Below are 23,934 nucleotides of genomic sequence, written 5' to 3'. Positions count from 1 at the left end.
TGGCCACTGGCAGATATGGTCGCCACCCCTCATTCAGAGGTCGGTCCGGCAAGCGCCTCGCGCATGATGTAATAGAGGCTGTGCTGCTCGATCGTGCCCTTGACCAGATGCGCCATCGGCCCTGATGCGCGGGCCAGCACATCGTCGCCACCGTGCGTTTCCGACCCCAGCGGCACCAGCGCCTGCTGGCGATAGTCGAGCGCCGTCGTGTCAGTCTGGAGCGGATCGGCGCGGGGTGTGTCGATCGTCGCACCCGGACCATTGGCGTAGCCCAGCGTCGTATAGCCTTTGCCATCCTTCGCCTTGAGCGCCTGACCGCCATTGGTCACCGTACCCAGGATCGGGTTACCCCGACCGGGGTAGCCGCTGATCGCGAAGGTGTGGCTATGGTCCGCGGTTGCCAGCACCAGCGTATCCGTGCGGTCGGTCATCTCCATCGCGACCTTGACTGCCTCGTCCATGGCGATGGTGTCCTCCAGCGCCCGTCGGGCGTTCCCGGCATGATGGGCGTGGTCGATCCGGCCGCCTTCCACCAACAGGACATAACCCGTTTCGCGGCTGCCCAGCATGGTGATTGCCGCGCGGGTCATATCCGCCAGCGAGGGCTCTCCGCCGGTGTCCTTCGCCCGATCGGCTTCATATTGCATATGGTCGGGCTCGAAGAGGCCGAGCAGGCGCGAGGTCTTGGCGAGATCGACCTTGGCGAAGGCGTCGCTGTTCCAGACATAGGCACCACGCGGATTGCGCTTGCGCCACTCTTTCGTCAGGTCGCGCCGATCGGTACGCTTGCCCTTGCCATCGGCATATTCGGGGTCGCGAGTTTTCGCAGGCAGAAAGTTGGCGCGACCGCCTCCTAGGATGAGGTCGAGCCGTGAGCCGACGTCGCCCTCGATCATCTGCCGCGCGATGTCGATGCAGCCCTGCGCGCGGGCGTCGGCGGACAGGTCGCCATCGGCTTCCCAGTCGCGCTGGGCGGTGTGGGCATAGGTGGCGGCAGGCGTCGCATGGGTGATGCGGGCCGTGGAGATCACGCCGGTCGCCATCCCCTGCGCCTGGGCGAAGCCGAACAGTGACGGCAGGCGATGCGCCTTGCTGGCCGCGCAGTCATTTTCCGCCACTTCGGGGCCGACGCCGATAACGCCATTGCGGGTCTTGACGCCGGTCAGGATCGCCGTGGCGGTTGGTGCCGAGTCCGACACCTGCCCGTCATGCGAGTAGGTCTTGACCAGCGCGGTGTTGGACAGGCGGTCCATGGCGGGCACGAAGGATTCACCGTCCAGGCCCTGCCGCTGCCCCTGATGGATGCGCGCTGCGGTCAGGGTGGCTACCCCCATGCCGTCGCCGATGAACAGGATGATGTTGCGCGCCTTGCTGACCACCGGCGCATCCGCCTTGATACGCTCCAGTTCGGCCATGGCCTGCGCGCGATAGGCGTCCGTCGTAGTGGCGTGCTGGGCCAGCGCCGGACCTGCGGTAATGAGTAGCGCAACGATGGAAGCGCAAGCGAAACGGCGGGCAGCCAGCATGAAAGGTCTCCTTTAGGAAAATCTCCTTCCACGCGATGATGACAGAAAGACGACAATTATTCGATATTTTTACGTTTCTCGAAATGTCATTGACGGACGTCTTGTAGGACCATAATTCGACGGTGATCGAATCGAGGTAGCAATGGACCAGGATAAAGCTGTCGCTGCGCTTGCCGCGCTGGCACAGGATACACGGCTTTCTGTGTTCCGCCTGCTAGTGAAGGCCGGCCCCGATGGCATGATTGCGGGATCACTTGCGCAGGCAATGGATGTGCCGCCGTCCACCATGTCGCACCATCTGGCCAAGCTGGAGCAGGCCGGACTTGCCATCTCATGGCGGACCAGCCGTCTCATTCACTATGCTGCGGACTATGCCGGGATGCAGGCGTTGCTCGGCTTTTTGATGGCGGATTGCTGCCAGGGCGATCCCCAGATGTGCGACAGCCTTCTTTCATCCATCCGTTGCGATGCAGTTTCTGAGGGAGCCCCAGCATGACCGACAAAATCTATAACGTCCTGTTCCTGTGCACTGGCAATTCCGCCCGTTCCATTCTGGGCGAGGCGTTGATGAACAAGCTGGGCGAAGGCCGTTTTCGCGCCTGGAGTGCAGGCAGCCAGCCCAAGGGCGAAGTCCACCCCATGGCGCTGTCCGTCCTTTCGGGCCTTGGCTTCGACACCGACGGGATGCGGTCGAAAAGCTGGGACGAGTTCGCCGTGCCGGGTGCGCCGCAGTTCGATTTCATCTTCACCGTCTGCGACAATGCGGCGGGCGAGACCTGCCCGGTGTGGATCGGCCATCCGATGACCGCGCATTGGGGCATCGAAGACCCCGCGGCGGTCGAGGGCGAGGGACAGCGCGACGCCTTCCTCCAGGCGCTGCGCTTTCTGCAGAACCGCATCGCCCTGTTCCTGGCACTGCCGCTTTCCAGCCTCGATGACATGGCGACACGCCGCAAGCTCAAGGAAATCGGACAAAGCGACGGCGCCAGCAACAAGGCGGGAGCGGACCTATGACATATGACATCATCATCTATCACAACCCGGAATGCGGTACGTCGCGCAACACGCTGGCCATGATCCGTAACGCGGGTATCGAACCGCATGTCGTGGAATATCTCAAGACGCCGCCATCGCGCGCCATGTTGGAAAGCCTGATTGCGCGTGCCGGGATCGCCCCCCGCGCCCTGCTGCGGGAAAAGGGCACGCCCTTCGCAGAACTGGGTCTGGATGATGACAGCTTGTCCGACGCCGCGCTGATCGATGCGATGATGGCGCATCCGATCCTCATCAACCGCCCCCTGGTGGTGTCGCCGCTGGGCGTCAAACTCTGCCGCCCCTCCGAAGCCGTGCTCGACCTGATCCCGGCGGCCCAGCAAGGCGCCTTTACCAAGGAAGATGGCGAGCAGGTGGTGGATGCCACTGGCGCCCGCATGGGCGCGGCCTGAACGATGGCGGCGACCGCTGTCCGTCAGGCAATTCCAGCCGACGCTTCGGCGATTGCCGCCATCTACGCCCATCATGTCCGCCATGGCACGGCCAGTTTCGATACCGTGCCGCGCTCCCTGGTCGAAACCGAAGGCGGGATCGCGGAATCTTCTGCAAGAGGCTGGCCCTTTCTAGTCGCCGAGCAGGACGGGCAAGTGATGGGCTATGCCTATGCTACCCAATTTCGCGACCGCCCTGCTTATGGCTCGACCTGCGAAAACTCGATCTATGTCCATCCCGACCGCCAGAGCCAAGGCATCGGCAAGGCGCTGTTGGGTGCGCTGCTGGGGCAGGCGCAGGCGGCCGGATTTCGCCAGATGATCGCCGTCATCGGGGGTGGCGAACCGGCGTCGGTTGCGCTTCATGCCCGCCTCGGCTTCCAGCACGCTGGCCGCATGCAATCGGTGGGGCGCAAGTTCGGCCGCTGGCTCGACACCATCTACATGCAGATTGCGCTGGGCGCCGGAGATTCCGCCCCTCCGCTCAAGGAACCCCAATGACCCAGACCTGTCGTCCGCGCCTGTCGTTCCTCGACCGCTACCTCACCTTGTGGATTTTCCTCGCCATGGCGCTCGGCGTCGGCCTGGGCACAATGGTCGAGGGGCTGCCGCAGGCGATCAACACCCTGTCCTGGGGCACGACGAACATCCCGATCGCCATTGGCCTTATCCTGATGATGTATCCGCCGCTTGCGCGGGTGCGCTACGAGGAGTTGCCGCGCGTGTTCGAGGACAAGCGGGTGCTGGCGATCTCGCTGATCCAGAACTGGATCATCGGGCCGGTGCTGATGTTCGCGCTGGCGGTTCTCTTCCTGCGTGACCAGCCGGAATATATGACGGGCTTGATCTTGATCGGCTTGGCCCGCTGCATCGCCATGGTCATCGTCTGGAACCAGTTGGCCAAGGGCGACAATCAATATGTTGCGGCGCTAGTCGCGTTCAACTCGATCTTCCAGATCCTGTTTTTCAGCGTCTATGCCTGGTTCTTCCTTGCTTTCCTGCCACCACTGTTTGGCCTTGAGGGCAGCGTCATCGACGTCAGCTTCTGGACGATTGCAGAGGCAGTGCTGATCTATCTCGGCGTGCCGTTCCTAGCGGGATATCTGACCCGCAAGCTGTTGGTCAGGGCAAAGGGCGATGACTGGTATGAAGGCCTATTCCTGCCAAGGATCGGTCCCGTCACGCTGATCGCCCTGTTGTTCACGATCGTCGCCATGTTCAGCCTGAAGGGCAACGAGATCGTGACGTTGCCCGGCGACGCGATCCGCATCGCCATCCCGCTGACCATCTATTTCGTCGTGCAGTTCACGATCAGCTTCTTCATGGGCAAGCTGATCGCCAGCGACTATCCGCGCACCACGGCGGTGGCCTTCACGGCGGCGGGCAATAATTTCGAGCTGGCGATCGCGGTCGCCATTGCCGCGTTCGGCCTGGCTTCTCCGGTTGCGTTCGCAGCGGTGATCGGTCCGCTGGTCGAGGTGCCGGTGCTGATCCTGCTGGTGAACGTCGCCTTCTGGTTCGGGCGGCGATGGTTCCCGGCTACGGTTCCAGCGAGAGATCGGGCATGAATATCATCGCCGCGCCCTCCTTGTTGATCTTCCTTGGCGCGGCCTTTTTCGAGATCGCCGGTTGCTTCGCCTTCTGGGCCTGGGTGCGGCTCGGCAAGTCGGCCCTTTGGTTGTTGCCGGGCGGCGTCTCGCTGTTGATCTTCGCCTGGCTTCTCACCTTTGTCGACAGCGAGGCGGCAGGGCGCACCTATGCCGCCTATGGCGGCATCTATGTACTGGCATCGCTTCTCTGGCTTTGGCTGGTGGAGCGGCAGCAACCCGATCAGTGGGATATGGTCGGCGCTGCCATCTGCATCATTGGCGCAGCGGTCATCCTGCTCGGCCCACGCGCGGCTTGATGGAGTTGAATATCAATATGTCGGACTTTCGCTATCTTCGTACCCTGTCTGGTGCCGACGCGCTCCCGGCGTTGAACCCGGACTATGCGCATCGCCGTCCGGCGCTGGGCCTTGGCGAACTGGATCCGCCACCCCGCATCCTGCTGCTCTACGGATCGCTGCGGGATCGGTCCTATTCGCGGCTCGTCGTCGAGGAGTCCGCGCGCCTGCTGCAATATTTCGGGTGCGAGACGCGCATCTTCGATCCGCGCGACCTGCCGCTGCCTGATCAGGTTGCCGGCGACGATCATCCCGCTGTCCATGAATTGCGTGCCCATTCGCTCTGGTCGGAAGGCCAGGTCTGGTGCAGCCCGGAACGCCATGGCCAGATCACGGGGATCATGAAGGCGCAGGTCGATCATCTGCCACTGGCCTATAAAGGGTTGCGACCGACACAGGGGCGGACGCTGGCGGTCATGCAGGTGTCGGCGGGGTCGCAATCCTTCAACAGCATCAATACGCTGCGTGTCCTTGGACGATGGATGCGGATGTTCACGATCCCCAACCAGTCCTCCGTCGCCAAGGCCTATGAGGAGTTCGACGAAGCGGGGCGGATGAAGCCGTCGGCCTATTATGATCGTATCGTCGATGTCGTGGAGGAACTTGTCAGGTTCACCGTCTTGCTACGCCCTCATGCCGACCAACTGGTTGATCGCTACTCGGAACGCAAGGAACGCGACGAACCTGTCGTTACGCATGTCGAAAAGGCAGGACTTGCCTAACGATCACGATCATCGGTGCGTACCATCACGCGCCTGGCACCCGGCAAGCATCGGAAAAAGGCACGCATCGACAAGGCGGGTTTGAAGCCGTCGGATCGCTGCCCTGCCTCGCCGTGTCGCTGCCTGTGACGGTTGGCCTATCGGGGCCTCCATGTTGCGCGCGATATCGACGATGAATTGTACGTCGTTCGATCGAGGGCCGTGCCGAATGATCGCGACCACTGTCACCGCAAAGCGCCATGAAAAAGGGCGAAGGTGACGTTCGCCCTTTCACGTCGATAGGCAAGCCCAACGGCAATCTCCCCTGCGGTATTGCTTCTGTGAATCAGAATGTTAGTCTGGCTGCGCGCTGCGAAGGTGGCGCCGAGGCTTGAGAACCTCGCTTGGGAAGCCAGTTTGACCCGCCATCGACGCGGCCGGGTGGCCGACGCGCATGTCCAAGCCGCTTGCGGCCAAAGGCGTCGGCGCATGTCTCAAGCATGTTCTCTACACCCGGCTTTTGTCGGCAACGCCTCGCCAGTTGCATGGAGGCGTTGTCGATGGTGCGTGAAGCGAGATCCCCAAAGGACGTTCGGTCGAGATGTCGACCGCATTAGGCGCTGCGCGCCTGCCTCTTGATGAATGCGATCCGCTTCCGCCTGGCCATGACCTGGTGGAAGCGCCGAAGGACGTGCTTGGCGATCTCTACCGCGCCGAACGGCCAGGATTGCTTCGATTTCTGTCGCGGCGCGCATCCGACGACCGCGCCGAAGATATCGTCCAGCAGGTCTTCGCCCGCATGGCCGGGAAGACGGCGGCGCAGACGGCTGCGATCCTATCTCCCGCAACCTATTTGCGCCAGGCGGCGCGCAATCTCGTCCGCGACGACGCCAGGACGGTCGGACGCAATAGCGCGCACCTGCATGTGTCCATCGAAGACGTGGCGTTGCCCGACACCGACCCGGTCGCCGCCCTGGAGGCCCGTGACCGGCTCGCGCGGATCGAGCAGGCCGTCCTTCGGCTCAAGCCTCTTCGGCGACAGATTTTCCTCGCATGTCGTCTCGACGGCTATAGTTATGCAGAGATAGCCGAGCAGACCGGGCTGAGCATAAGGGGTGTCGAGAAACAAATGAGCCGGGCGATCAAGCAACTCGGGCGACATCTGCGCCACGATGACTGATCCTGAACGGGCCTCGATTCCACCCGCCGTGCATGACGCGGCTGGCGCTTGGCTGGTGCGTCGGCAGGCCGGTGCCGATGCCGCGGTGGAACAGGCCTTTGCTGCTTGGCTGGAAGCCGATCCGCGACACCCCATCGCCTATGGACAGGTGGCCCGCGATTGGCGCGACAGTGCGCAGCTTGCCGACAGTGCCGTCGGTCGCACCCGCAAGCTCGTCCGCGCACCGTTTCTGATGCGCCGAAGCACGCATGTCGGTGCCGTCAGCCTGAGCCTTGCTGCCCTCCTGGGATTAGGCACTGTCGGGATTGTCCGGCACGCAGGATCCTTTGGTTTTGTCGCTCCGGCCGAGGCGGCGACCTACCAGACAGCCGTCGGTGAAATTCGAAGCGTGCGTCTCGCGGACGGGTCGAACCTCACGCTCGATACGTCGACCGTGGTTCATATTCGTTTCAGCCGTGCGTCCCGGCGGCTCGACCTTAAGCAGGGGCGGGCGCGTTTTTCGGTGGCGAAGGACGATCGGCCCTTCACCGTTGCCGTTCCAGGCGGCGAGATCGTCGCGCGACACACGCTCTTCGACGTCAGCGTCGTCGGGCCGCAACCGCTGGTGTCCTTGATCGAGGGAGAGGTCGCGCTTCTCAGCACCGCTCCTGATGGCAAGGGTAGCCCGCAGCGGCTCGTTGGCGGCGAGCAGGCCGCGCTGGGCCAGGCTGCCGCGCCGCGCCCGCTGTCGATGGCCGACGCACGATGGGTATCGGGCATGTTGGCACTTGAAGACACGCCGCTGGGCAATGCGGTGGCCGCCATCAATCGCTACAATCGAACGCAGGTACGACTGGCCGACCCGCATCTTGCCAGCCTTGCCGTCACGGGTGCCTTCCAGGCGCGGGATCCGCAGCAATTCGCCCGTGCGGTCGCGACCATGTTCGGCTTGACCGTCGATAAATCGCATCCGGATATTCTCCTGCTGCAGTCGAGACGCGCGCGAACTTCCACCCTCCCCTAAAATAGTTGGCGGGTGTTTTCCGCCCTCATCGTCTCCCGCCCAACCCGCCCCTTCGGCGGTTCAGGGGAGACCAAAGACAATGCATATATTTGGGAAGAACGGGCTTCATCGCCTTGCGGGGGTAGCCTTGGTCGCCAGCGCCACGACGGCCCAGGCGCAACCAGCCCAGCGAATCGGCGTCGACCTGCCCGCGCAGCCGCTCGGGCGTTCGCTTCAGGCGCTGGCGTTGCTGTCCCACAGGACGGTTCTCGCGGATGCGACGCTGATCGGGGACAGGCAGGCGCCGTCCCTCCAGGGTGCCTATAGCATCGAGGACGCGCTGCGCCGGCTTCTCGAGGGGTCGGGGCTGACCTTCGACCGCGTGGACGAGAGTTTCGTCGTCCGGCCGTCGCGCGCGACCGGCGACCGGCAGGGCGATAGCGACGGAGCGGGTATCGTCGTAACCGGCAGCCGGATTCGCGGCGCGCCGATTGCGTCACCCGTCACGATCCTGAGCGAGCAGACCATCCGGGCCACCGGATTGGCTGATCTTGGCGACGTGGCCCGCAGCCTGCCGCAAAGTTTCGGTGGCGGACAAAATCCCGGCGTCGGCTTCAACGTACCGTCGAGCACAGGCGGCAATGTCGGTGGCGGATCCTCCGTCAACCTGCGTGGCCTTGGCAGTGACGCGACGCTCACGATCCTCAACGGGCGACGCGTGCCTTATGATTCGGCACGACAGGGCGTGGACATTTCCGCCATCCCGCTGGCTGCGGTCGACAGGATCGAGATCGTCGCAGACGGCGCTTCGGCCATTTACGGCTCGGATGCGGTCGGGGGCGTCGTCAACGTCATTCTCAAGCGCGATCATGACGGATTGCAGACCCGCGCGCGCATCGGCGGCGCTACCGACGGCGGCAATTTCGAGCAACGCTATTCGGTTCTGGCGGGCAGCCGATGGCAGGGCGGCGGCGGCTTCATCACCTACGAATATAACCGCAACAGCGATCTCATGACGAACCAGCGCGACTATGCTCGCGTGCGACCCAACGTCACCATCCTCCCCGCGAGCCGACGCCATGCGATCGCCGCCAGCGCGCATCAGGATATAACCGGCAATCTCACGATCGAAGCCGATGGGCTGTACAATGAACGCACCGGCGCGTTCACCTATCCGCTCAATGCGGCAGGCGATCTTGCGATCAGCCGAACGCGACAGACGTTCGATTCCTACACGCTGGCCCTGGCTAGCGCCGCGCGTCTGTCGCTCGGACCGTGGCAGCTCAGCCTGTCCGGCACCTTCGGCAAGGGTCGCACCTATTTTCAGGGTGACACGTTCAGGAACGACCAGTTCGCGAGCACGGCCTTCGGCCGCTACGACAACCAGACGGTCACGGGCGAAGTCGCCGGCGACGGCCCGCTGTTCCTGCTGCCGGGCGGCGAGGCGAAGCTTGCGATCGGCGCCGGTATCCGGGCCAATGATTTCGAGATATTCCGTGGCGCGGGCAATATCAACAACGCCCGGCCATCGCAGGACAGCCGCTATGCTTTCGCCGAGATCAACCTTCCCGTCATCGGTCCCGACCTCGACATTCCGCTCGTCCACAGGCTCAACCTGAGTGGGGCGCTGCGCTACGAACGCTATCGGCAGATCGGTGAGATCGTAACGCCCAAGCTGGGTCTGACCTACGCACCTGGCGACTTCGTCGATGTCAAGGCGAGCTGGGGGCGGTCGTTCCGCGCGCCGAGCTTCATCCAGCTCCATTCGATCCAGCAGGCGCTGCTCTATCCGGTCACGACGTTCGGCGGCACCGGCTATCCGACGGGTGCGACGGCGCTGTACCTGACGGGTGGCAACAGCGATCTGAAGCCCGAGCGTGCGCGCAGCTGGTCCACCACCCTCGCGCTGCATCCGCCCGCCTGGCCGGGTGCTTCGCTGGAATTCAACTATTTCTCGACGCGTTATGTCAACCGGATCGTGACCCCGATACCGATCGCGTCGCAGGCGCTGGGCGATCCGGCGAATGGCGGACAGGTCACGCTTTCGCCCACCCCAGCCCAACTGGCCGCGCTGGTGGCCGGTGCCAACGAGTTCATCAACGCGACGACGTCGGCCTATGATCCGACGACGGTCGTGGCGGTGATCGACAACAGCAATGTCAATGCCGGTCGGCAAAGCATCCGCGGGATCGACGTGCAGGGCCGCTACCAGACGACGCTGGCAGAGGGACGATTGAGCCTGTCGGCCAGCGCGACCTATCTCGACAGCAAGCAACAGATCTTAGCGACCCAGCCGGTCCGGCAACTGGCGGGCACCCTGTTCAATCCGCCGCACTGGCGCGGTCGGGGCACGGCGAGCTGGGACAAGGGCGGTCTCGGCTTCGCGCTCACCCTGAGCCATATCGGCGGTGTCGACGATGAGCGGACAGCCTCTGCGGGACGCGTCTATGGCATGACGACGGCCGATGTCAGCCTTCGCTACCGGATCGATGGCGGGCGCGGTCCGCTGGACGGCGTCGAACTGGGGCTGTCGGTCCAGAATCTGACCAACGAGGCTCCCGCGGTGATCGCGACCAGCCTGTTCTACGACACGCCCTATGACTCGACCAACTATTCGCCCGTGGGTCGCTTCGTGGCTTTCGAGCTCGTCAAGAAATGGTGAGGGCGACGCTCTTGAGGATCGGCCTGGGCTGGGTCCTGGCGATGACGCTCCTCCTGTCGACCCAGGCTTGGGCGCATTGCGCCGATCTGCTGCCCCGCGCTGTGCCACCGGCAGGACGGCAACGGTCGATCGCAACGGCCGATCTCGCGCGCCTGCGCGATATCGGCCGTCCCGACGGCGCACTGCTAGGGGGCATGAGCCCGCTCGCCATCTCCCCGGACCAGGCACGCATCGCCTTCGTGATCAGCCGGGCCGATCCCGTGGCAAACGCCTATTGCGTCGGGCTGGCGGTGATGGACCTGCGCTCCGGCAGCCGCCCGCACCTCCTCGACCAGGGCGGGGAGATGATCCTCGCATCGGGCAATGTGCGTGGGCTGATCACGCCGACCGGCTATGTCGCGACGGTGACGCCGGCATGGTCGCCGGACGGCCGGTGGATCGCCTATCTGCGCCGGGATCGCGGCGTCACCCAGCTCTGGATGGCACGGGCGGAGGGCGGCATGGCGCGCCAGCTCTCGCATTCCCCGGTCGATGTCGAACAGTTCGCCTGGCGGGCCGACGGCAGCGCCGTCCTGTTTTCGAGCCGGACCGGACAGGTGTCCGAACGCGCCGCAGACGCCGCCGCGGCATTGACGGGCTATCCTTATGGCGACCGCTTCGTGCCGGCGATGAGTAGCGTGCCGCTGCCGGTCGTCACGACGCCCTTGTCCGCCTATGCCGTCGATAGTGCCAGCCTTGCCATACGACCGGTCGCTGGCGAAGATCGCACGCTGCTGCCACCCGACGCCCTGAACGACCCCGCGCCACTGCCCGCCGCGGACGCTGGCGATGGCCGTCGCGCCTGGACCGCGCACAGCACAGCTAATCTGCTCAGCCCGCTCGTGCTGCAGGCCATAACGGCGTCCGGCCAGCCGATCGCCTGCACCGCCGGTGCCTGTCGCGGCAAATATACCGGTCTGTGGTGGATGCCCAAGGGCGGCCCGCTGCTCTTCATGCGGCGCGAAGGCTGGGATCTGGGCGAGCTGGTCCTGTATCGCTGGCAGCCCGGGTCAGGACAGCCGCGCGCCGTCCTGCGGACGAGCGGGGTGATCGACGGATGCGTCGTTGCGCGAGCGCAGCTCATCTGCCTGCGCGAAAGCGCGACCGTCCCGCGCCACATCGTGCGGATCGACCCGGCAACCGGGCGGACGGAAAGCCTCTATGATCCCAATCCCGAATTTTCGGCGATCCGTTTCGGCGATGTCGAACGTCTCTACTGGCGCAACGATCGCGGCCTCGAGGTGCGGGGCGACCTGGTCCTGCCGCCGGACCATAAGCCCGGCACAAGGCTGCCGCTCATCATCACCACTTATTGGAGCAGCGGCTTCCTGCGCGGTGCGACGGGCAATGAATATCCGATCCATGTCTTCGCGGCGCGCGGCTTTGCCGTGCTGAGTCTCCATCGCCCGCCCTTCGTCGCGGAAGCGGATGCGACGGTCATCGATGCGGACAGGCTGAATGCCGTCAACGCGGCGAACTGGGCCGAGCGCCGCAGCCTGCATTCCGCCGTGCTGGTGGGTTTACAACGCGTCATCGACATGGGCGTCGCCGATCCCGATCGCATCGGCATTACGGGCCTCAGCGATGGATCGAGCACGGTGGGCTTTGCGCTGATCAACAGCCGACGCTTTGCCGCCGCGGCCGTGAGCACATGCTGCCTCGAGCCCTGGATGGTCAACGCGACCTTCGGGCCGGCCTTCGCCCACACGATGCGTAAACAGGGATGGCCCGCCGCCACGGCCGACGACCGCCAGTTCTGGGCGCCGGGGTCGCTGATCCAGAATGCAGCCTCGATCGATACGCCCCTGCTCATGCAATTGGCCGATCGCGAATATCTGACGGCGATCGACGTCTATGCCGCGCTGCGGGAGCAGGGCAAGCCGGTCGACATGTATGTCTTTCCCGACGAATATCACAATAAATGGCAGCCTGCGCACCGGCTCGCCATCTACGACCGCAATCTCGACTGGTTCGACTATTGGCTCAACGACAGGATCGATCCCGATCCGCGCAAGGCCGACCAATATGCGCTATGGCGATCCCTTCGTAAGCAGCATCGCAAGGCCAAGGACGATTAGGTGCGGCTTGCGATCCAGGCCTCGACATCGGCGAGACGCATGATCCTGTGATAGTCGGTCCCGCGAACGAGCGCGCTTTCGTCAAGGGCGCGCTCGAGCTGCGGCGCATCGAGCAGGCCCGCGCCGCGCAGCCGACCGTCGAGCAGCATCGCCCGAATGGTGGTGCGATTGGCGGCATATAAGGCGGCAATATAGCCGTCAGGCGACCCCTTCGATCGGCGCTGCACGATGTCGGCAGGTAGTCGATCGGCATAGGCGTCACGCGCGATCACGCGATTGCGCCCGTCGCCGAACCACCACCAGCTTGGTATGCGAAGGCAGGCTTCCACGACGGGCTGCGAGGCAAGCGGAGAGGCACGACGCACGAGACCGGGCAGATCACTGGCCTCGGCCCAGGCCTGCGCGGCCACGATCAGCGCGATATGCGCCGCAGTGCCTGTCTCGGCACCTTTCGGCGCCAGCAGCCACGGATGTCCGGGCATCATGGCATATCCGCCGGGCAGCGCCGGGGCGAGATATTGGGTGTCGGGATGCCAGCGATAGGCAGGCGACCGGCGAAAGGCCCGCCGCGCCGCGTGCGCCAGCACAGTGGGCGCACCGACCTGTGCCAGCGCGGCGATCGATCGTGCCGTCGACCATGTTGCGCGCAGGCTGCGGCCGCGCACGAATGCGTCCGTGACGGGCGCGGCCGACTGGAGCGCACAGAATATATTGTCGCCCCCACCGCCATCGATCACCAGATCGGCGCCAGCCTCGCCGATCGCATCGGCCAGCAGCGCATTGGTGCCTTGCATGAAACTGCGGGCCACGGGATTGGCTAGTCCAGCCGCGTGCGAGCGGGTGATATCGACAAGATCGACATCCCATTCGGCCTCGATGACGGGAGCGCCCAGATGGCGGGCCACCGCACGCGCATAGCGCCGCTCGTCACCGACACCGCCATGGCTGGAGAGATTGAAGCAGCTATAGGCACCGCCCTGGCTGGCCAGCGCCGCAGCCAGCACCGATGAATCGAGACCGCCAGACAGCATCAGCAGCATGCGATCGGCGGTGGCGATCGGCGCACGGATGGCCGTCGTCACGGTCTGGCGGAGCATGGCCATGCCCTGCTCGCGATTGCCGACCCAATGCCGTCGGCCGGCATGATCCCATGGCGTCCAGGCCTGTGCGATGGTAATCCAGCCATCGTTGATCCCAAGACAGACGCCGCCTTGCACTTCCGAGACGCCCACAAGGCAAGTCGTCGGCGACGGCATGTTCTGAAAAGCGAGCCGGTGTGCGATCGCATCCCAGTTGAACCCGGCCGACCGCCAGCCCGCGGCATCCAACAGGGCGAGGTCGGACGCGACCAGCAGCATGTCCCCATGGCTGGCATAAAGGCAGGGCAATTGCCCGAACGGAGCCCGCATGATCTGCAGTGCGGTCGGCCCATTCCGCAGGATCGCGATATAATTGCCCCAATAGGCCCGCATGAAGGCATGGGGTTCGATCTGCCCTGACAGGGGGCCTGCGCCCTCGGTAGCGACGTTCACCGGCACGCTCTTGTCGGCCGGGAAAATCGATCCCAGGACCAGTCCGCGCCCGCCCTGCAGCCAACCCACCGGCAGGCCTGCCGTCGTCACGATCATGAGGCCGATCTCATCGAGGACGATCGTGAGGTCCGATCGATCGGCGATGGCCGATCGGACCCATGGCGCGATCGGAGAATGCGCTCCGCCGGTGCTCGCGATGATGAGATAGCCTTCCATCACACCACCAGGATGGGCGTGAACGGCCGGAGGAGATCGGGCTCGTCGCCAATGACCGCACCGTCCAGTTCGACCCAGCAATGCGCTTGAAACGGATCGAGCTTGACCCCGAGGACGAGGTCGGCGCGCGCGCCTTGCGCCATGAGGGCGGACATGAGGGCCATCGACGTCGCCAGGCACCGATCGCGCGTGGGGACGATGAGCGCGGCGCGGCGATAGGCCCCTTCTATCCGGGCGATCGCGGCGGGCGCCGGTGATCCTGTCCTTGCGTCTTTCTGCTTCTGGCGTTCGAGATATTGGATATTCTCGGCGAGCGGACGGTGCCTGACACGCCGCGACCATAAGGCCCGCCTGGCCAGCGCCATGGCTATGCTGGCGATGGAGGGACGGGCGTGCAGGTCGGATTTCCCCGTCGCTATCCAGGATCGGGCCGCGCAGGGGCCTGGTGATGGGGCGTCGCGGCTGGCGATGAGGATGCCCATCTCGACCAGCGTGCTGGCTAGCGCAGGATCAACGGGCGCGCTCTCGCAAAGCGCGGAAAACGCCCTGTCGAGAGGCGCGCTGAGGCAAAAATAACGGTCTGCGACGAGGTCGAGGAACAGCGATCGTTCACCGATCCTGCAGAAGCTCAAGCCGTCGCGCAATCTATAGCCAGCCATGGGACATCGGCGACACAATGGCGCGCGGCGCGAGCCGCGCGCCACCGCATCAATCCTCGGTCAGGCCGGTCAGGATCTGGTTGAGACCGACATCGCCGGCGTTGCCGCCCGGCCCCTTGGTCTCGATGCTGGCGGTGCCGAGGTCGATGACATTGTCTTCGCGTTCCATGATGCACTCCTTCTGTCATGCTGCGAATTGCAGCCATGGCAGCTTAGGAAGCGCGGCGATCTATCCGAACTTTATACCGATTCTATATCGATATTGTTTCGCCCCTGCGCGGAAACGGCCTGCTCAATCGAACCGGTAGACCGCCCGCACGATCGCGGCGGCGGCCCGGCGACGGCGGCGGTGGTAGGCCGTGCTCAGCCGACGCAGCCCGTCGCGTTCTCCGCTGGCCGCGGCAAGACCGATCGCCGCCAGTTCCTCCTCCACCCCGTCGAGCACATGGGGCTCGACGGAGCGGGTGGCATGAAGGCGCGCATTGAGGCGATCGACGGCACGGGGATGCTCGCCATTGGCCGACCGTCGGGCGACCGCCAGGAAAATCTCGCCTGCACGATCCGCGATCGGTTGATCCGCCAGCACGGCCGGCATCGGGGCGGGAGCCGTGGTGCGGGGCCATGCGTGGATCGCCAGGCCCAGCAACTCGGCCGACCAGTCGTACAGATCCTTGAGCGCCGGTTCGTCGAGCGCGGGGATATGGAAACCACCGCTCGTCCGCGTTTCGACCAGCCCCTCCCCCGTCAGGAGATGCAGCGCGTCGCGCACCGGCGTGACGCTCGAGGCGAGCGGCGCAGCGAGGACCGCCGGATCAAGGCGGTCGCCTGGCCGGTATGCACGGGTCATGATCCGTTTTCGCAGGGTCTCATGCACCCGTTCGGCGGTAGGGCCGGAATTCATGACGCCGACCCTTGGGCGGCCGCATAGGCGTCGACCAGCGCCTGCTGGTCAGGTCGCAGCGCGTCGATCGCGCCCAATGGCCCATCGGCATGGTCGCCCAGCAGAATCGAGGGACACTGGCCTTCGAAATTGCCGAGATTAGGGCGATGTTGCTGGTAGCCGACCAGGGCCGCAAGGTCCGGCGCAAAGCTTCGCGCGATCGTGGGCGGATAGGCCAGCCACGGGTTCTCGTAGGGCTTGAGCCAGCCGAGCGCATAGCCGACCACGACGCCGCGTCGCACTGTGCCGGTGACGTTGGCGCCCGCACCGTGCAGGGTCGAGCCGAGCATGATCAACGCCGCACCGGGCGCGATCGCGGCCGCGAAGGGCGCTTCTTCGGGTTCGGGATCAAGTGCGTGTCCGCCATGGCTGCGCGGCCAGACTAGCGTTCCGCCATTGTCCGGCGTGAAGCTGCTGAGCGGCCACATCACGTTGACGAGATATTCGATCTCGCCGACCGGGCCGCGCCACATGTCTTGGTCACGGTGGGGAAGCTGCGCCGGCGCGCCGGGATGCACCGCGATCGCCTGGGTCGTGTTGAGCTGGATGCGATCGCACCAGGGTGACAATATCGTCTCGACGACACCGAGCACGAGCCGCTGCTGGACCAGCGCCGCGGCATGGCCCGAGCGGATCAGGAGCCGACCGAAGCGCTTGGTCGTCGTGCCATAGAACCCGCCCTGGCCAAAGGGCGTGCGGATGAAATCACCGGCCAGGTCGGCGTCGAGCGCGGCGATGGTTGCCGACGGCAGCGCGTCGGGGATGATGCAATAGCCCTGGGCCAGCAGGTCGGCAGCGTGGCGCGCGATTTCGCTGGAAAGGTCGCCGGGAAGATCAATCATGTCTGTCATGTCCTGTCTCCCGCTTCAGGCCGCGACACGCTGGTCTTCGCGCAAGGCCGAAGCGACGATGCGCCCGTCGGCAAGCAGCGCCGGGGTCTCCGCCGTGATGTCGATACGAAGCGCGGCAAGCATTGAGCCGTCGATGACGCGCGGCAGGCCGAGCGGCATGCAGCGCCAGCCAAAGGCGAGGATCTGCTGGTACCAGCCCATCTGCGCGATCGCGCTATAGGCGGTTATGCCGCTCGCGAGCGCATGATCGACCAGTGCGTTGACGAGGGCATCGCGCACCTGGCGTCGTTCGCGCGCCCTTAGCCGACGATCGAGGCAGAAGCGGGTGATCTCGAAAATATCCGGGGATCGGGGCGGTGCCTCGTCGCACAGGTCGCGATAGAGATGGCCAAGTATATGGGGACGCATCGTCGGCAGCAGCCGCGCCGATCCCAGGTGGGTGCCGTCAGGTTCGGCAAGGATCAGATAGGTTGCGTGGACATCGTCGAACTGGTCGACCTCGTAGCGGTCGTCGAGGACGGGCACGTCCCATTTGAGCAGATCGACGAAGACGGATTTGCGGGCGGCGAACATCGACCGCAGGACGGCGTGCGATGCCGACGGCGCGGCGGATTGAAGGACATGTAGCATGACAAGGACTCCCTGGACGTGATCGGTCCAGGGTCGCGCTGCTGCAGCTCATGCCGCTATTCCGGAAAAGGGTAATATCGGCGGCGGAAGATATCGGAGAAGGTCAGGGTTCCGTCGAAGAGCGTCAGGATCACCAGATATGTCCGCTTGTTCACGCCGTAACGCTCGCAGGCCTGCTTGATATGACGGGCGACCGTCTCCTCGCCGACGCCCAGGATCAGGCTGATCTCCCAGTCGCTCTTGCCGCGCGCGACCCAGAGGACGCAGTCGCGCTGGCGGTCGGTGAGCATCGGTCGCAACGTCACCTGCTGGCCACCGCGGATCGACCAGATTCGCCGCGCGCCCTCGAACGCGAACATGCCGGCAAGTTGCGCCAGCGGCAGCATCTCATGCGGGATCGGCCGACCGGCCTCGTTCGCGAACGAGCAGGAACCGCGCGCTTCGCCGGGCACATGCGCCGGAACCGTGAAGCCGTCCCCGATGCCCTGCATGCGCCCCAGCGCCAGCACGCGGTGGTCCTGCCGGGTCATCGGGATCATCTGCGATATCCGCGACCAGGGGAAACCGACATTGGTCATGTGGCTGGCGCGGTGGACCGGATCGGATACCCCGAGCGCGTTGCGATCATAATAGTCGGCCCAACGCGCCGGATAATTGTGGAGGCGGATGGCGCTGCCGCTCGCCGCGACGACGTCGACATGATGCGTCAGCGCGAAATATTGAAAGCCGAGTTGATCCGTCATCGCCGCCGTGGCGGCGATGAGATCGTCCGGGTTTGCGACGGCCTCGATGACGCGCATGAACTGCGTCGCCATGCTCTGCATGCGCATAAGGCGGCATCGCGATCCCCGGCGGTGTCTCAAGTCACCGCATGTCCGGCGATCGCCCTTTCCCTGTATTTCGGGTCGAGCACGGGTGTCTCACGTCAGTGCGCGACGACTCACGTCATGAAAATGTCATATCACAACCGCTTCCTGCTAAATAGTGCAGTGCAGCATGGTCCGGGTCCGCCGGAGCGCATATTGCCCACGCCAACCCTTCTTGTCCTTGATCGCCGTTCGACCAGCGGCACCGAGCGCGGCGGGTGACCGTGCCGACCGGCGAACCGTCTTCGCCGGACTGGCGTCACGGGCAAGGCTATGCGCGGCTGCGCGGCATCGATCGCGCCGGTCTCATGTGGGAATGGCTACGCCGCGATCCCGCCTATATCGCCTGGCATGTGCAGGCGAGTACCGCCACCAGGGGCATTCATCCCGAACCGCTTGCATGGGGGCTTCACTTTCGCCGAACATCCGAGCCGCGCTGCGCCCGAGGCCCGGATCATCTGGCATGCCGAATTTGATCCCGGGACGATCGCCGTTGCCGCCATGCCCGCCGATCCATCAGATCCCGACAGCCTCGATCTTGCCGATATCGCACCCTGGCTCACCGTCGCCAGCGGCGCAGGGGGGCGCGAACATGGCGTCCTCTCCGACGGCTGGCATCATATCCGGTTCGACATCGAGGAAGGGTGCCTGACGGGACAGCAAGCCGTCCTGCTCCATTTCAGATTGCAGGGCATCCAATCGTCGGAGCGGCGATTGCTGCCATTGCGCCGGTTCCTCCACCTGTGTCGCACGCGCCGTTTCTCCCGCTCGCTATTCCCGCCCGATCCCCAGATCGCCCGCATGGTCGACATGCTGCGGGTCCATGACGCGCTCGTGCAAGGGGCCAGCCAGCGCGAGATCGGTGCCGCCCTGTTCGGCGAACAGCGTGTGGCGCTGGATTGGTCGGTGCCATCCGATTCTCTGCGATCACGGGTCAGGCGTCTGGTTCGGGATGCGGGCATCATGGCACGCGGTGGCTGGCGGCAATTGATGCGGCGAAAGCCATAGCCCCCTATGTGGTCCGTGCGGTGCGTCCTGTCCTTTGGATAGGCTTTGCCCCCGAAGGGATGACGCCTCGCGCCGGTGAAGCGGCGCGACCGCGCTCTACGGCGCGAAGCCAGGCTTCTCGCCGCCAAGCCCCGGTGCCGGGTCTCGGCCTGGCGGTAACGATCGGCTGGCGCGAGTCAGCGCTGCTGACCCTTGCGGTCGCCGCTTGCGGGGCGGCGCTGTTGGTGGCCTCTCCCGGTGGCGCGGGAGTGGTATGGTCAAGGTCCAAATGGCTACCTTTGACCATTGCGGGTTCTGATCGGATTGTGGGACAAAGCGGTCCCACCGAGAACCATGATGAACGACGGCTCTCACCAAAACCGGGCGTTCATCCGCTTGTAAATGTCTGCATCAGCGCAGAGGCCGTGACAACTAAAGGGTGGTTTAGTCGTCAGACAACCGACTGATTGGTTGATCGTAGCTCGTCAGCGTCGCGCCAAGCCGAGCTTTGGTATTGCCCGTATGAAGATCATTTCTGCGATCAGTTCGACAAGCGTCTGCGCGACGATGATGGCCGGCAGCAGTGGCACTGCACCGGGCACGGCTAAGGCCAGCGGCAACACGACCAGCGAATTGCGCGTCGCCGCGCTGAACGCGATCGACCTCCCCGCCTCCGCGTCGAGCTTGGCTAAGCGGGACGCCCCCCAGCCTAGCAGTGGAGCGGCAATCGCAAAGACGATATAGAGCGGCACTACTCGCAACGCAGCGCCAATCGCCTTTCCGAGTTGCGGAACGACCGCCGCTATGACGATGAGCAGAACCAGCGCCGTTGCCGGCACCGGCAGCAGGCCGAGCCATGATGAGACACGTTCACCCGCTGCCGATCGCCGCGCCCACACCTGCACGATGACGGCCAGCGCCAGCGGGATGACAATCAGCCAGAGAAAGGCGTGCAGGAATGGCCCGGCTTGCACGAGCCGCGATGCATCCGCGCCAAGGAAAAGCTTAAGGTAGACTGGTAGCATCAGCATTTGCACGATGAGGAGGGCAGGCGTCGATGCGAGCAGCAATTTGGCGTCGGCGCGTCCGAGGTGCGCGAACGTGACCACATAGTCGATGCATGGGCATAGCAGGACAAGCAGTACGCCCAACCGGATCATTGGATCGTTCGGTGCGAACTGGATCAGGACCGCCACCAGTAGCGGCACGATGATGAAGTTCGTTGCCAACATTGCGGCCAGAAACCGGGCCTGGCGGAACGCCCGCCCCAGCTCTGCCAGCGGTACTTGCAGAAAGGTGACGAACAGCATCAGCGCTAGCGCCGGGTTGATCGCCACCTCCCATGATGCTGTGCGAGGCACTATCAACGCGATCACTGCGCCGATGACGACCGCAGCGAAATAGATCGCGACCTGGCCTCCTTCGAGGCGGTCGCGCATGGCGGTGATTGTCATGCCGCTATCTCCCCGAGCTTATTAGCGGTTCGCTGATTCCAAAAGAAGCCAAGGACCAGCAGCGCGGTCATGACGAGCTGTGCAATGACCGTCTCGCGCGTGGGATAGATCCCCAGCAGTTCTACGCGGGGGAAACCGGTCCATGGAGTAACCGGAAGATAGCCGGCCTCTTGTAGCGCGGCGCTGCCCTTGCCGATCAGCACGACCGCCAGCACCGCGATCAGGGATGAGCTGTAGGCAAAGAATTTCCCGATCGGCAAGGTGCGGCTGTAGCGCATCATGACAAAGGCAATCACGGCCAACAGCAGGATCGCCGTGAATGCACCCGCGACTACCGCGCCCCCATTCCCTTGGCCCCAGATCGCGGCGTAAAACAGGATCGTCTCGAACACTTCACGATAGACGACGACGAAAGCGAGCAGGAAGAGGAACCATGCCGATCGCCGGTTGAGCGCACGGCTGAGCTTTTCCCGAATATAGCGTTGCCACGCATCGGCGTTGCTCTTGCCGTGCATCCAGATACCGACCCACAGCAGCACGAGCGCGGCGAACACCCCGCCAAAGCCTTCGGTCAGTTCGCGGCTAGCCCCGCTGATCTCAATAATCCATGTCGCCGCTGCCCATGTCGCAGCGCCGGCAACCAGCGCTGCGACCCATCCCCCATGAACATAGGGCAGCATGTCGCGCCGATCGGCTTTCGACAAAAAGGCGATCATGGCGACGACGATCAGAAGGGCCTCCAGCCCTTCACGCGCGAGAATGGTAAAGGCGGCGAGAAAGCTGGATGTGGCCGACGCCTCGCTTGGTGCGAGCGCGGTTTCGGCATCTGCGAACAGGCCATCAAGCGTTGCAACGCGATCTTTGACCGCCTGCACCGGCTCGCCCTTGGCGATCGCTGCGCGCAAGTCGCCCATTGCGCCCTCGATGCGGATCATCAGTGCGTTGTCGCGCGCCGACAGCACGGCCTCCACAGGCTCAAAGCCGTCGAGATAGGCAGACAACGCCAGATCGGTCGCGGCCTTGCTGTCTCCGCGCCCGTAGGCCGCTAGTGCCTCGTCTAGCCGGGTGCGAGCGAGCGCAAGGGTGCCCGTCGCTGCCGCCGTGACGGTGGCCTCCGGATGATGCCGCAAATAGGCCATGAGCTGCTGCGCCTTGTCATCCCCGACTTCGGCCGCGAACGTAGCCGGCGTTGTGCCGACGAGCTTTTCGAGATCGAGCCGCTTGCGAAGATCGGCGTCGGCGTCCCAGAGCGCCTTGCCGTTCGCAGCTCCGCTCGCGGGATAGGCGAACGAGCCGGCATAGAAGGCCAATGCCCAGCGGTCCTGTGCGGGCAACTCTGCGAAGCTCACCATGCTTGTGCCGTCCAAGCCTTGCTCGATCACCTGATAAAGCGCGAAGATACTGCGCTCGCTCGCCCGTTCTTTATCGGCGAACGCGATCGGCGGTGGGTTGAGCCCACGCGCCTGCGGACCATCCCCCTGGCCGCTCGCACCATGACAGTTCGCGCAATGCTGCGCATAGAGCGCCTTGCCGCGCGCGACGTCGGGAGCACTCGTAGGCGCCAGCGGAACCGGATAGGTTTTGATGAGATCGGCGGCAAGTCCGCGCGCCGCTGTCGCGACAGCCTGTGGCGGCGCTTTGGCGGCAATGATCCGTTGAAGGTTGGTAGCCTGGCCTTGAAGGCCACCCCGCGCCGACGAGACCGGTAGTTCGCCAATCAGCTTGCTTGCGGTTGCGGAGAACTCCTGCATTTCGGCATATTCGGATGCGCTGGCGATTTTTCCGTCCGCGACTGCTTCAGGGTAATCCACAGCGATATAGTCGAGCAGCCGCCATATCGTTTGGGCTGGCGCGGTTTGCGCGGATGCAGGTGCGGCCGAGAGAATGATACCGAGCATCACGGCCATCAAAGTGCAAAATAACGTACCCCGTCGATGTGCGCGATTGCGGCGCATTAGCAGGGAAACGCCGCAATGCATTTGATTGAGCCACGATTCAGAGCCATTGACTAGCCCATTCGTGGCAATCCGGGGGAGAGTCATCCGAACGCCTCATTTGCGCCGCCCGCCAGGAACGACTATATTTCAAATTGTGTTGAACTAATGAGCGACAGATGGACGAAAATCAAGCACTCACTGCCTTCGCCGCTATATCCAATCAAACGCGTCTCCGGATCGTGCGGATGCTGGTCATTATCGGCGCAGGCGGCCGTTCAGCGGGCGCGATAGCTGAGGCACTTGGCGGCGCGCCGGCATCGCGCATATCCTTCCACCTGAACCAGCTTGAAGAGTCGGGCTTGGTCGAAAGCCGACGCGAGGGAAGGTCGATCATCTATAGCGCGATCTTCCCTGCGCTTTCCGATCTTGTTGCATTTCTCATGCGCGACTGCTGCGAAGGACATTGCGCGGTGTGCGACAAGGCCATAGCCCTATTCGCGAAATGCACAGGACGGCCGACCGATCCCGTCGATTAGCTGCGGAGCAAAGTCGCGATCGGCCCCTCGAAAAGCGGTCATATATCGGCGGGGACCATCATCGCTCTTGCTAATGCGATAACGGTCTCAGTGATTATGGTGGCAAAGGTCAAAAACTCAGTTGCGATGCTGCGGATGGCAAAAGTCCACTCACTGATTAGGCTGTGCGTTTTGAGCATGCCTCTCGAAGAACGGTCCCAAGGCTGGTTACACAGTGCTATTTTAGGGAGCCAAAGCAGACTGGCTCCGAGCAGACTATACAAAAGACTGCGGCGCCACCACGGCTAGGGACAGATGATTCGGGGCGTGTACCGACGGTCGGTGAACGGGGGGCACTCGGAAATCCCACCGTTCATCCGCGCTGAGTTGGATGACGTATGTTGGTTGACGGGAGCATCGCACGCTTTCAACGGCAGACGTTCTTTAGATGGCCATTCGAGCCATTGGAGAATGATCATGGAAATGCCTCAAGCTGAACCCGCTGCCACCAAGCGCCAAGTCTGGAATGCGGGGAGGACAGTCGGCGCGAAGCGCGCGCTGAAACTGACGTGACCCCCTGATTTTCCTCCAAGTGCGATTAGAGTCCGGCCTGATGGAAGGACGGACGATGAAGCGATTGAGGTTCACGAAAGCAGTACGCATCCGTTGAGCGTCGCCTTGCCCGGGACGTGACAGACCGCTCTTAAGGTCGCTCTTGAGCGCGGTCGTAGGAGCGGTTTTTGTGGGTCA

Annotated in this window: 24 protein-coding genes; 14 read left to right on the top strand and 10 right to left on the bottom strand. The window is 64.1% G+C overall.

The window, feature by feature from the left end; translation table 11 throughout:
- Positions 1-29: 29 nt before the first annotated feature.
- Positions 30-1,526 carry an alkaline phosphatase family protein gene (locus tag GGQ90_RS26445; RefSeq protein WP_188084389.1) on the bottom strand — a complete coding sequence of 499 codons (1,497 nt, stop codon included), beginning with the start codon at positions 1,524-1,526 and terminating at the stop codon, positions 30-32.
- A gap of 142 nt (positions 1,527-1,668) precedes the next feature.
- On the opposite strand from GGQ90_RS26445, the gene GGQ90_RS26440 reads away from it, so the two are divergent.
- The 11 genes from GGQ90_RS26440 to GGQ90_RS26390 all read left to right on the top strand — a co-directional run bounded on the left by GGQ90_RS26440 (position 1,669) and on the right by GGQ90_RS26390 (position 12,597).
- A complete protein-coding gene (locus tag GGQ90_RS26440) occupies positions 1,669-2,022 on the top strand; it encodes an ArsR/SmtB family transcription factor (RefSeq protein ID WP_188084388.1) in 354 nt (117 codons plus the stop codon).
- Entirely contained in the window at positions 2,019-2,540 is a 522-nt protein-coding gene (locus GGQ90_RS26435) for an arsenate reductase ArsC (protein WP_188084387.1), read from the top strand. Before GGQ90_RS26440 ends, GGQ90_RS26435 begins: the two co-directional genes overlap by 4 nt.
- Positions 2,537-2,971 (top strand): arsenate reductase (glutaredoxin), encoded by a 435-nt coding sequence (gene arsC, locus GGQ90_RS26430; RefSeq protein WP_188084386.1) that lies wholly within the window; start codon positions 2,537-2,539, stop codon positions 2,969-2,971. Before GGQ90_RS26435 ends, arsC begins: the two co-directional genes overlap by 4 nt.
- 3 nt (positions 2,972-2,974) lie before the next feature.
- Complete coding sequence (locus tag GGQ90_RS26425) at positions 2,975-3,511, top strand: GNAT family N-acetyltransferase (protein WP_188084385.1); 537 nt, start codon at positions 2,975-2,977, stop codon at positions 3,509-3,511.
- Positions 3,508-4,578, top strand: coding sequence for an ACR3 family arsenite efflux transporter (gene arsB / locus GGQ90_RS26420; RefSeq protein ID WP_188084384.1), 1,071 nt, complete (start codon positions 3,508-3,510; stop codon positions 4,576-4,578). Before GGQ90_RS26425 ends, arsB begins: the two co-directional genes overlap by 4 nt.
- Before the next feature lie 5 nt (positions 4,579-4,583).
- The gene (locus GGQ90_RS26415; RefSeq protein ID WP_380766294.1) at positions 4,584-4,916 is read left to right on the top strand and encodes a YnfA family protein; all 333 of its coding nucleotides are present in this window, start codon (positions 4,584-4,586) and stop codon (positions 4,914-4,916) included.
- Positions 4,917-4,933: 17 nt separating this feature from the next.
- A complete protein-coding gene (gene arsH / locus GGQ90_RS26410; RefSeq protein WP_188084382.1) occupies positions 4,934-5,677 on the top strand; it encodes an arsenical resistance protein ArsH in 744 nt (247 codons plus the stop codon).
- 580 nt (positions 5,678-6,257) lie between these two features.
- A complete protein-coding gene (locus GGQ90_RS26405) occupies positions 6,258-6,836 on the top strand; it encodes an RNA polymerase sigma factor (protein WP_188084381.1) in 579 nt (192 codons plus the stop codon).
- Positions 6,829-7,839, top strand: coding sequence for a FecR family protein (locus tag GGQ90_RS26400; RefSeq protein WP_188084380.1), 1,011 nt, complete (start codon positions 6,829-6,831; stop codon positions 7,837-7,839). The genes GGQ90_RS26405 and GGQ90_RS26400 overlap by 8 nt, the downstream gene beginning before the upstream one ends.
- Before the next feature lie 79 nt (positions 7,840-7,918).
- Positions 7,919-10,480, top strand: coding sequence for a TonB-dependent receptor (locus tag GGQ90_RS26395; RefSeq protein ID WP_188084379.1), 2,562 nt, complete (start codon positions 7,919-7,921; stop codon positions 10,478-10,480).
- Positions 10,481-10,491: 11 nt separating this feature from the next.
- Positions 10,492-12,597 (top strand): Atxe2 family lasso peptide isopeptidase, encoded by a 2,106-nt coding sequence (locus tag GGQ90_RS26390; protein ID WP_246428458.1) that lies wholly within the window; start codon positions 10,492-10,494, stop codon positions 12,595-12,597.
- Here the strand turns inward: GGQ90_RS26390 and GGQ90_RS26385 are convergent.
- From GGQ90_RS26385 to GGQ90_RS26355, 7 genes are all read right to left on the bottom strand, one after another.
- A complete protein-coding gene (locus tag GGQ90_RS26385; protein ID WP_188084377.1) occupies positions 12,594-14,345 on the bottom strand; it encodes an asparagine synthase-related protein in 1,752 nt (583 codons plus the stop codon). The two genes, GGQ90_RS26390 and GGQ90_RS26385, sit on opposite strands and share 4 nt — an antisense overlap.
- A complete protein-coding gene (locus GGQ90_RS26380) occupies positions 14,345-15,004 on the bottom strand; it encodes a lasso peptide biosynthesis B2 protein (RefSeq protein ID WP_188084376.1) in 660 nt (219 codons plus the stop codon). Before GGQ90_RS26380 ends, GGQ90_RS26385 begins: the two co-directional genes overlap by 1 nt.
- Positions 15,005-15,053: 49 nt before the next feature.
- Positions 15,054-15,173 (bottom strand): benenodin family lasso peptide, encoded by a 120-nt coding sequence (locus tag GGQ90_RS26375; protein ID WP_150425829.1) that lies wholly within the window; start codon positions 15,171-15,173, stop codon positions 15,054-15,056.
- A gap of 123 nt (positions 15,174-15,296) precedes the next feature.
- A complete protein-coding gene (locus GGQ90_RS26370) occupies positions 15,297-15,905 on the bottom strand; it encodes a GntR family transcriptional regulator (protein ID WP_188084375.1) in 609 nt (202 codons plus the stop codon).
- On the bottom strand, positions 15,902-16,786 hold the full coding sequence (locus GGQ90_RS26365) for a phytanoyl-CoA dioxygenase family protein (RefSeq protein ID WP_188084396.1): 885 nt from the start codon (positions 16,784-16,786) through the stop codon (positions 15,902-15,904). Before GGQ90_RS26365 ends, GGQ90_RS26370 begins: the two co-directional genes overlap by 4 nt.
- A gap of 24 nt (positions 16,787-16,810) precedes the next feature.
- Positions 16,811-17,425, bottom strand: coding sequence for an acyl-homoserine-lactone synthase (locus tag GGQ90_RS26360; RefSeq protein WP_188084374.1), 615 nt, complete (start codon positions 17,423-17,425; stop codon positions 16,811-16,813).
- Positions 17,426-17,481: 56 nt separating this feature from the next.
- The gene (locus GGQ90_RS26355) at positions 17,482-18,240 is read right to left on the bottom strand and encodes a LuxR family transcriptional regulator (protein ID WP_188084373.1); all 759 of its coding nucleotides are present in this window, start codon (positions 18,238-18,240) and stop codon (positions 17,482-17,484) included.
- Between the two features lie 359 nt (positions 18,241-18,599).
- Between GGQ90_RS26355 and GGQ90_RS30045 the strand changes: the two genes are divergently transcribed.
- Together GGQ90_RS30045 and GGQ90_RS26350 are read left to right on the top strand one after the other, a co-directional pair.
- On the top strand, positions 18,600-18,767 hold the full coding sequence (locus GGQ90_RS30045) for a transcriptional regulator domain-containing protein (protein ID WP_380766292.1): 168 nt from the start codon (positions 18,600-18,602) through the stop codon (positions 18,765-18,767).
- The gene (locus tag GGQ90_RS26350) at positions 18,688-19,299 is read left to right on the top strand and encodes a DNA -binding domain-containing protein (RefSeq protein ID WP_188084372.1); all 612 of its coding nucleotides are present in this window, start codon (positions 18,688-18,690) and stop codon (positions 19,297-19,299) included. The genes GGQ90_RS30045 and GGQ90_RS26350 overlap by 80 nt, the downstream gene beginning before the upstream one ends.
- Positions 19,300-19,763: 464 nt before the next feature.
- Here GGQ90_RS26350 and GGQ90_RS26345 read toward each other — a convergent pair whose 3' ends face one another.
- Both GGQ90_RS26345 and GGQ90_RS26340 read right to left on the bottom strand, forming a co-directional pair.
- Positions 19,764-20,732 (bottom strand): arsenic resistance protein, encoded by a 969-nt coding sequence (locus GGQ90_RS26345; protein ID WP_223178470.1) that lies wholly within the window; start codon positions 20,730-20,732, stop codon positions 19,764-19,766.
- On the bottom strand, positions 20,729-22,639 hold the full coding sequence (locus GGQ90_RS26340) for an FTR1 family protein (protein WP_380766280.1): 1,911 nt from the start codon (positions 22,637-22,639) through the stop codon (positions 20,729-20,731). Before GGQ90_RS26340 ends, GGQ90_RS26345 begins: the two co-directional genes overlap by 4 nt.
- A 206-nt stretch (positions 22,640-22,845) precedes the next feature.
- Here GGQ90_RS26340 and GGQ90_RS26335 point away from each other — a divergent pair, with 206 nt between their 5' ends.
- A complete protein-coding gene (locus tag GGQ90_RS26335) occupies positions 22,846-23,205 on the top strand; it encodes an ArsR/SmtB family transcription factor (protein WP_188084370.1) in 360 nt (119 codons plus the stop codon).
- Positions 23,206-23,934: the final 729 nt, after the last annotated feature.

The organism is Sphingobium scionense, assembly GCF_014197035.1.
Classification (GTDB): domain Bacteria; phylum Pseudomonadota; class Alphaproteobacteria; order Sphingomonadales; family Sphingomonadaceae; genus Sphingobium; species Sphingobium scionense.
This window is presented reverse-complemented; position numbering and strand designations above follow the sequence as displayed.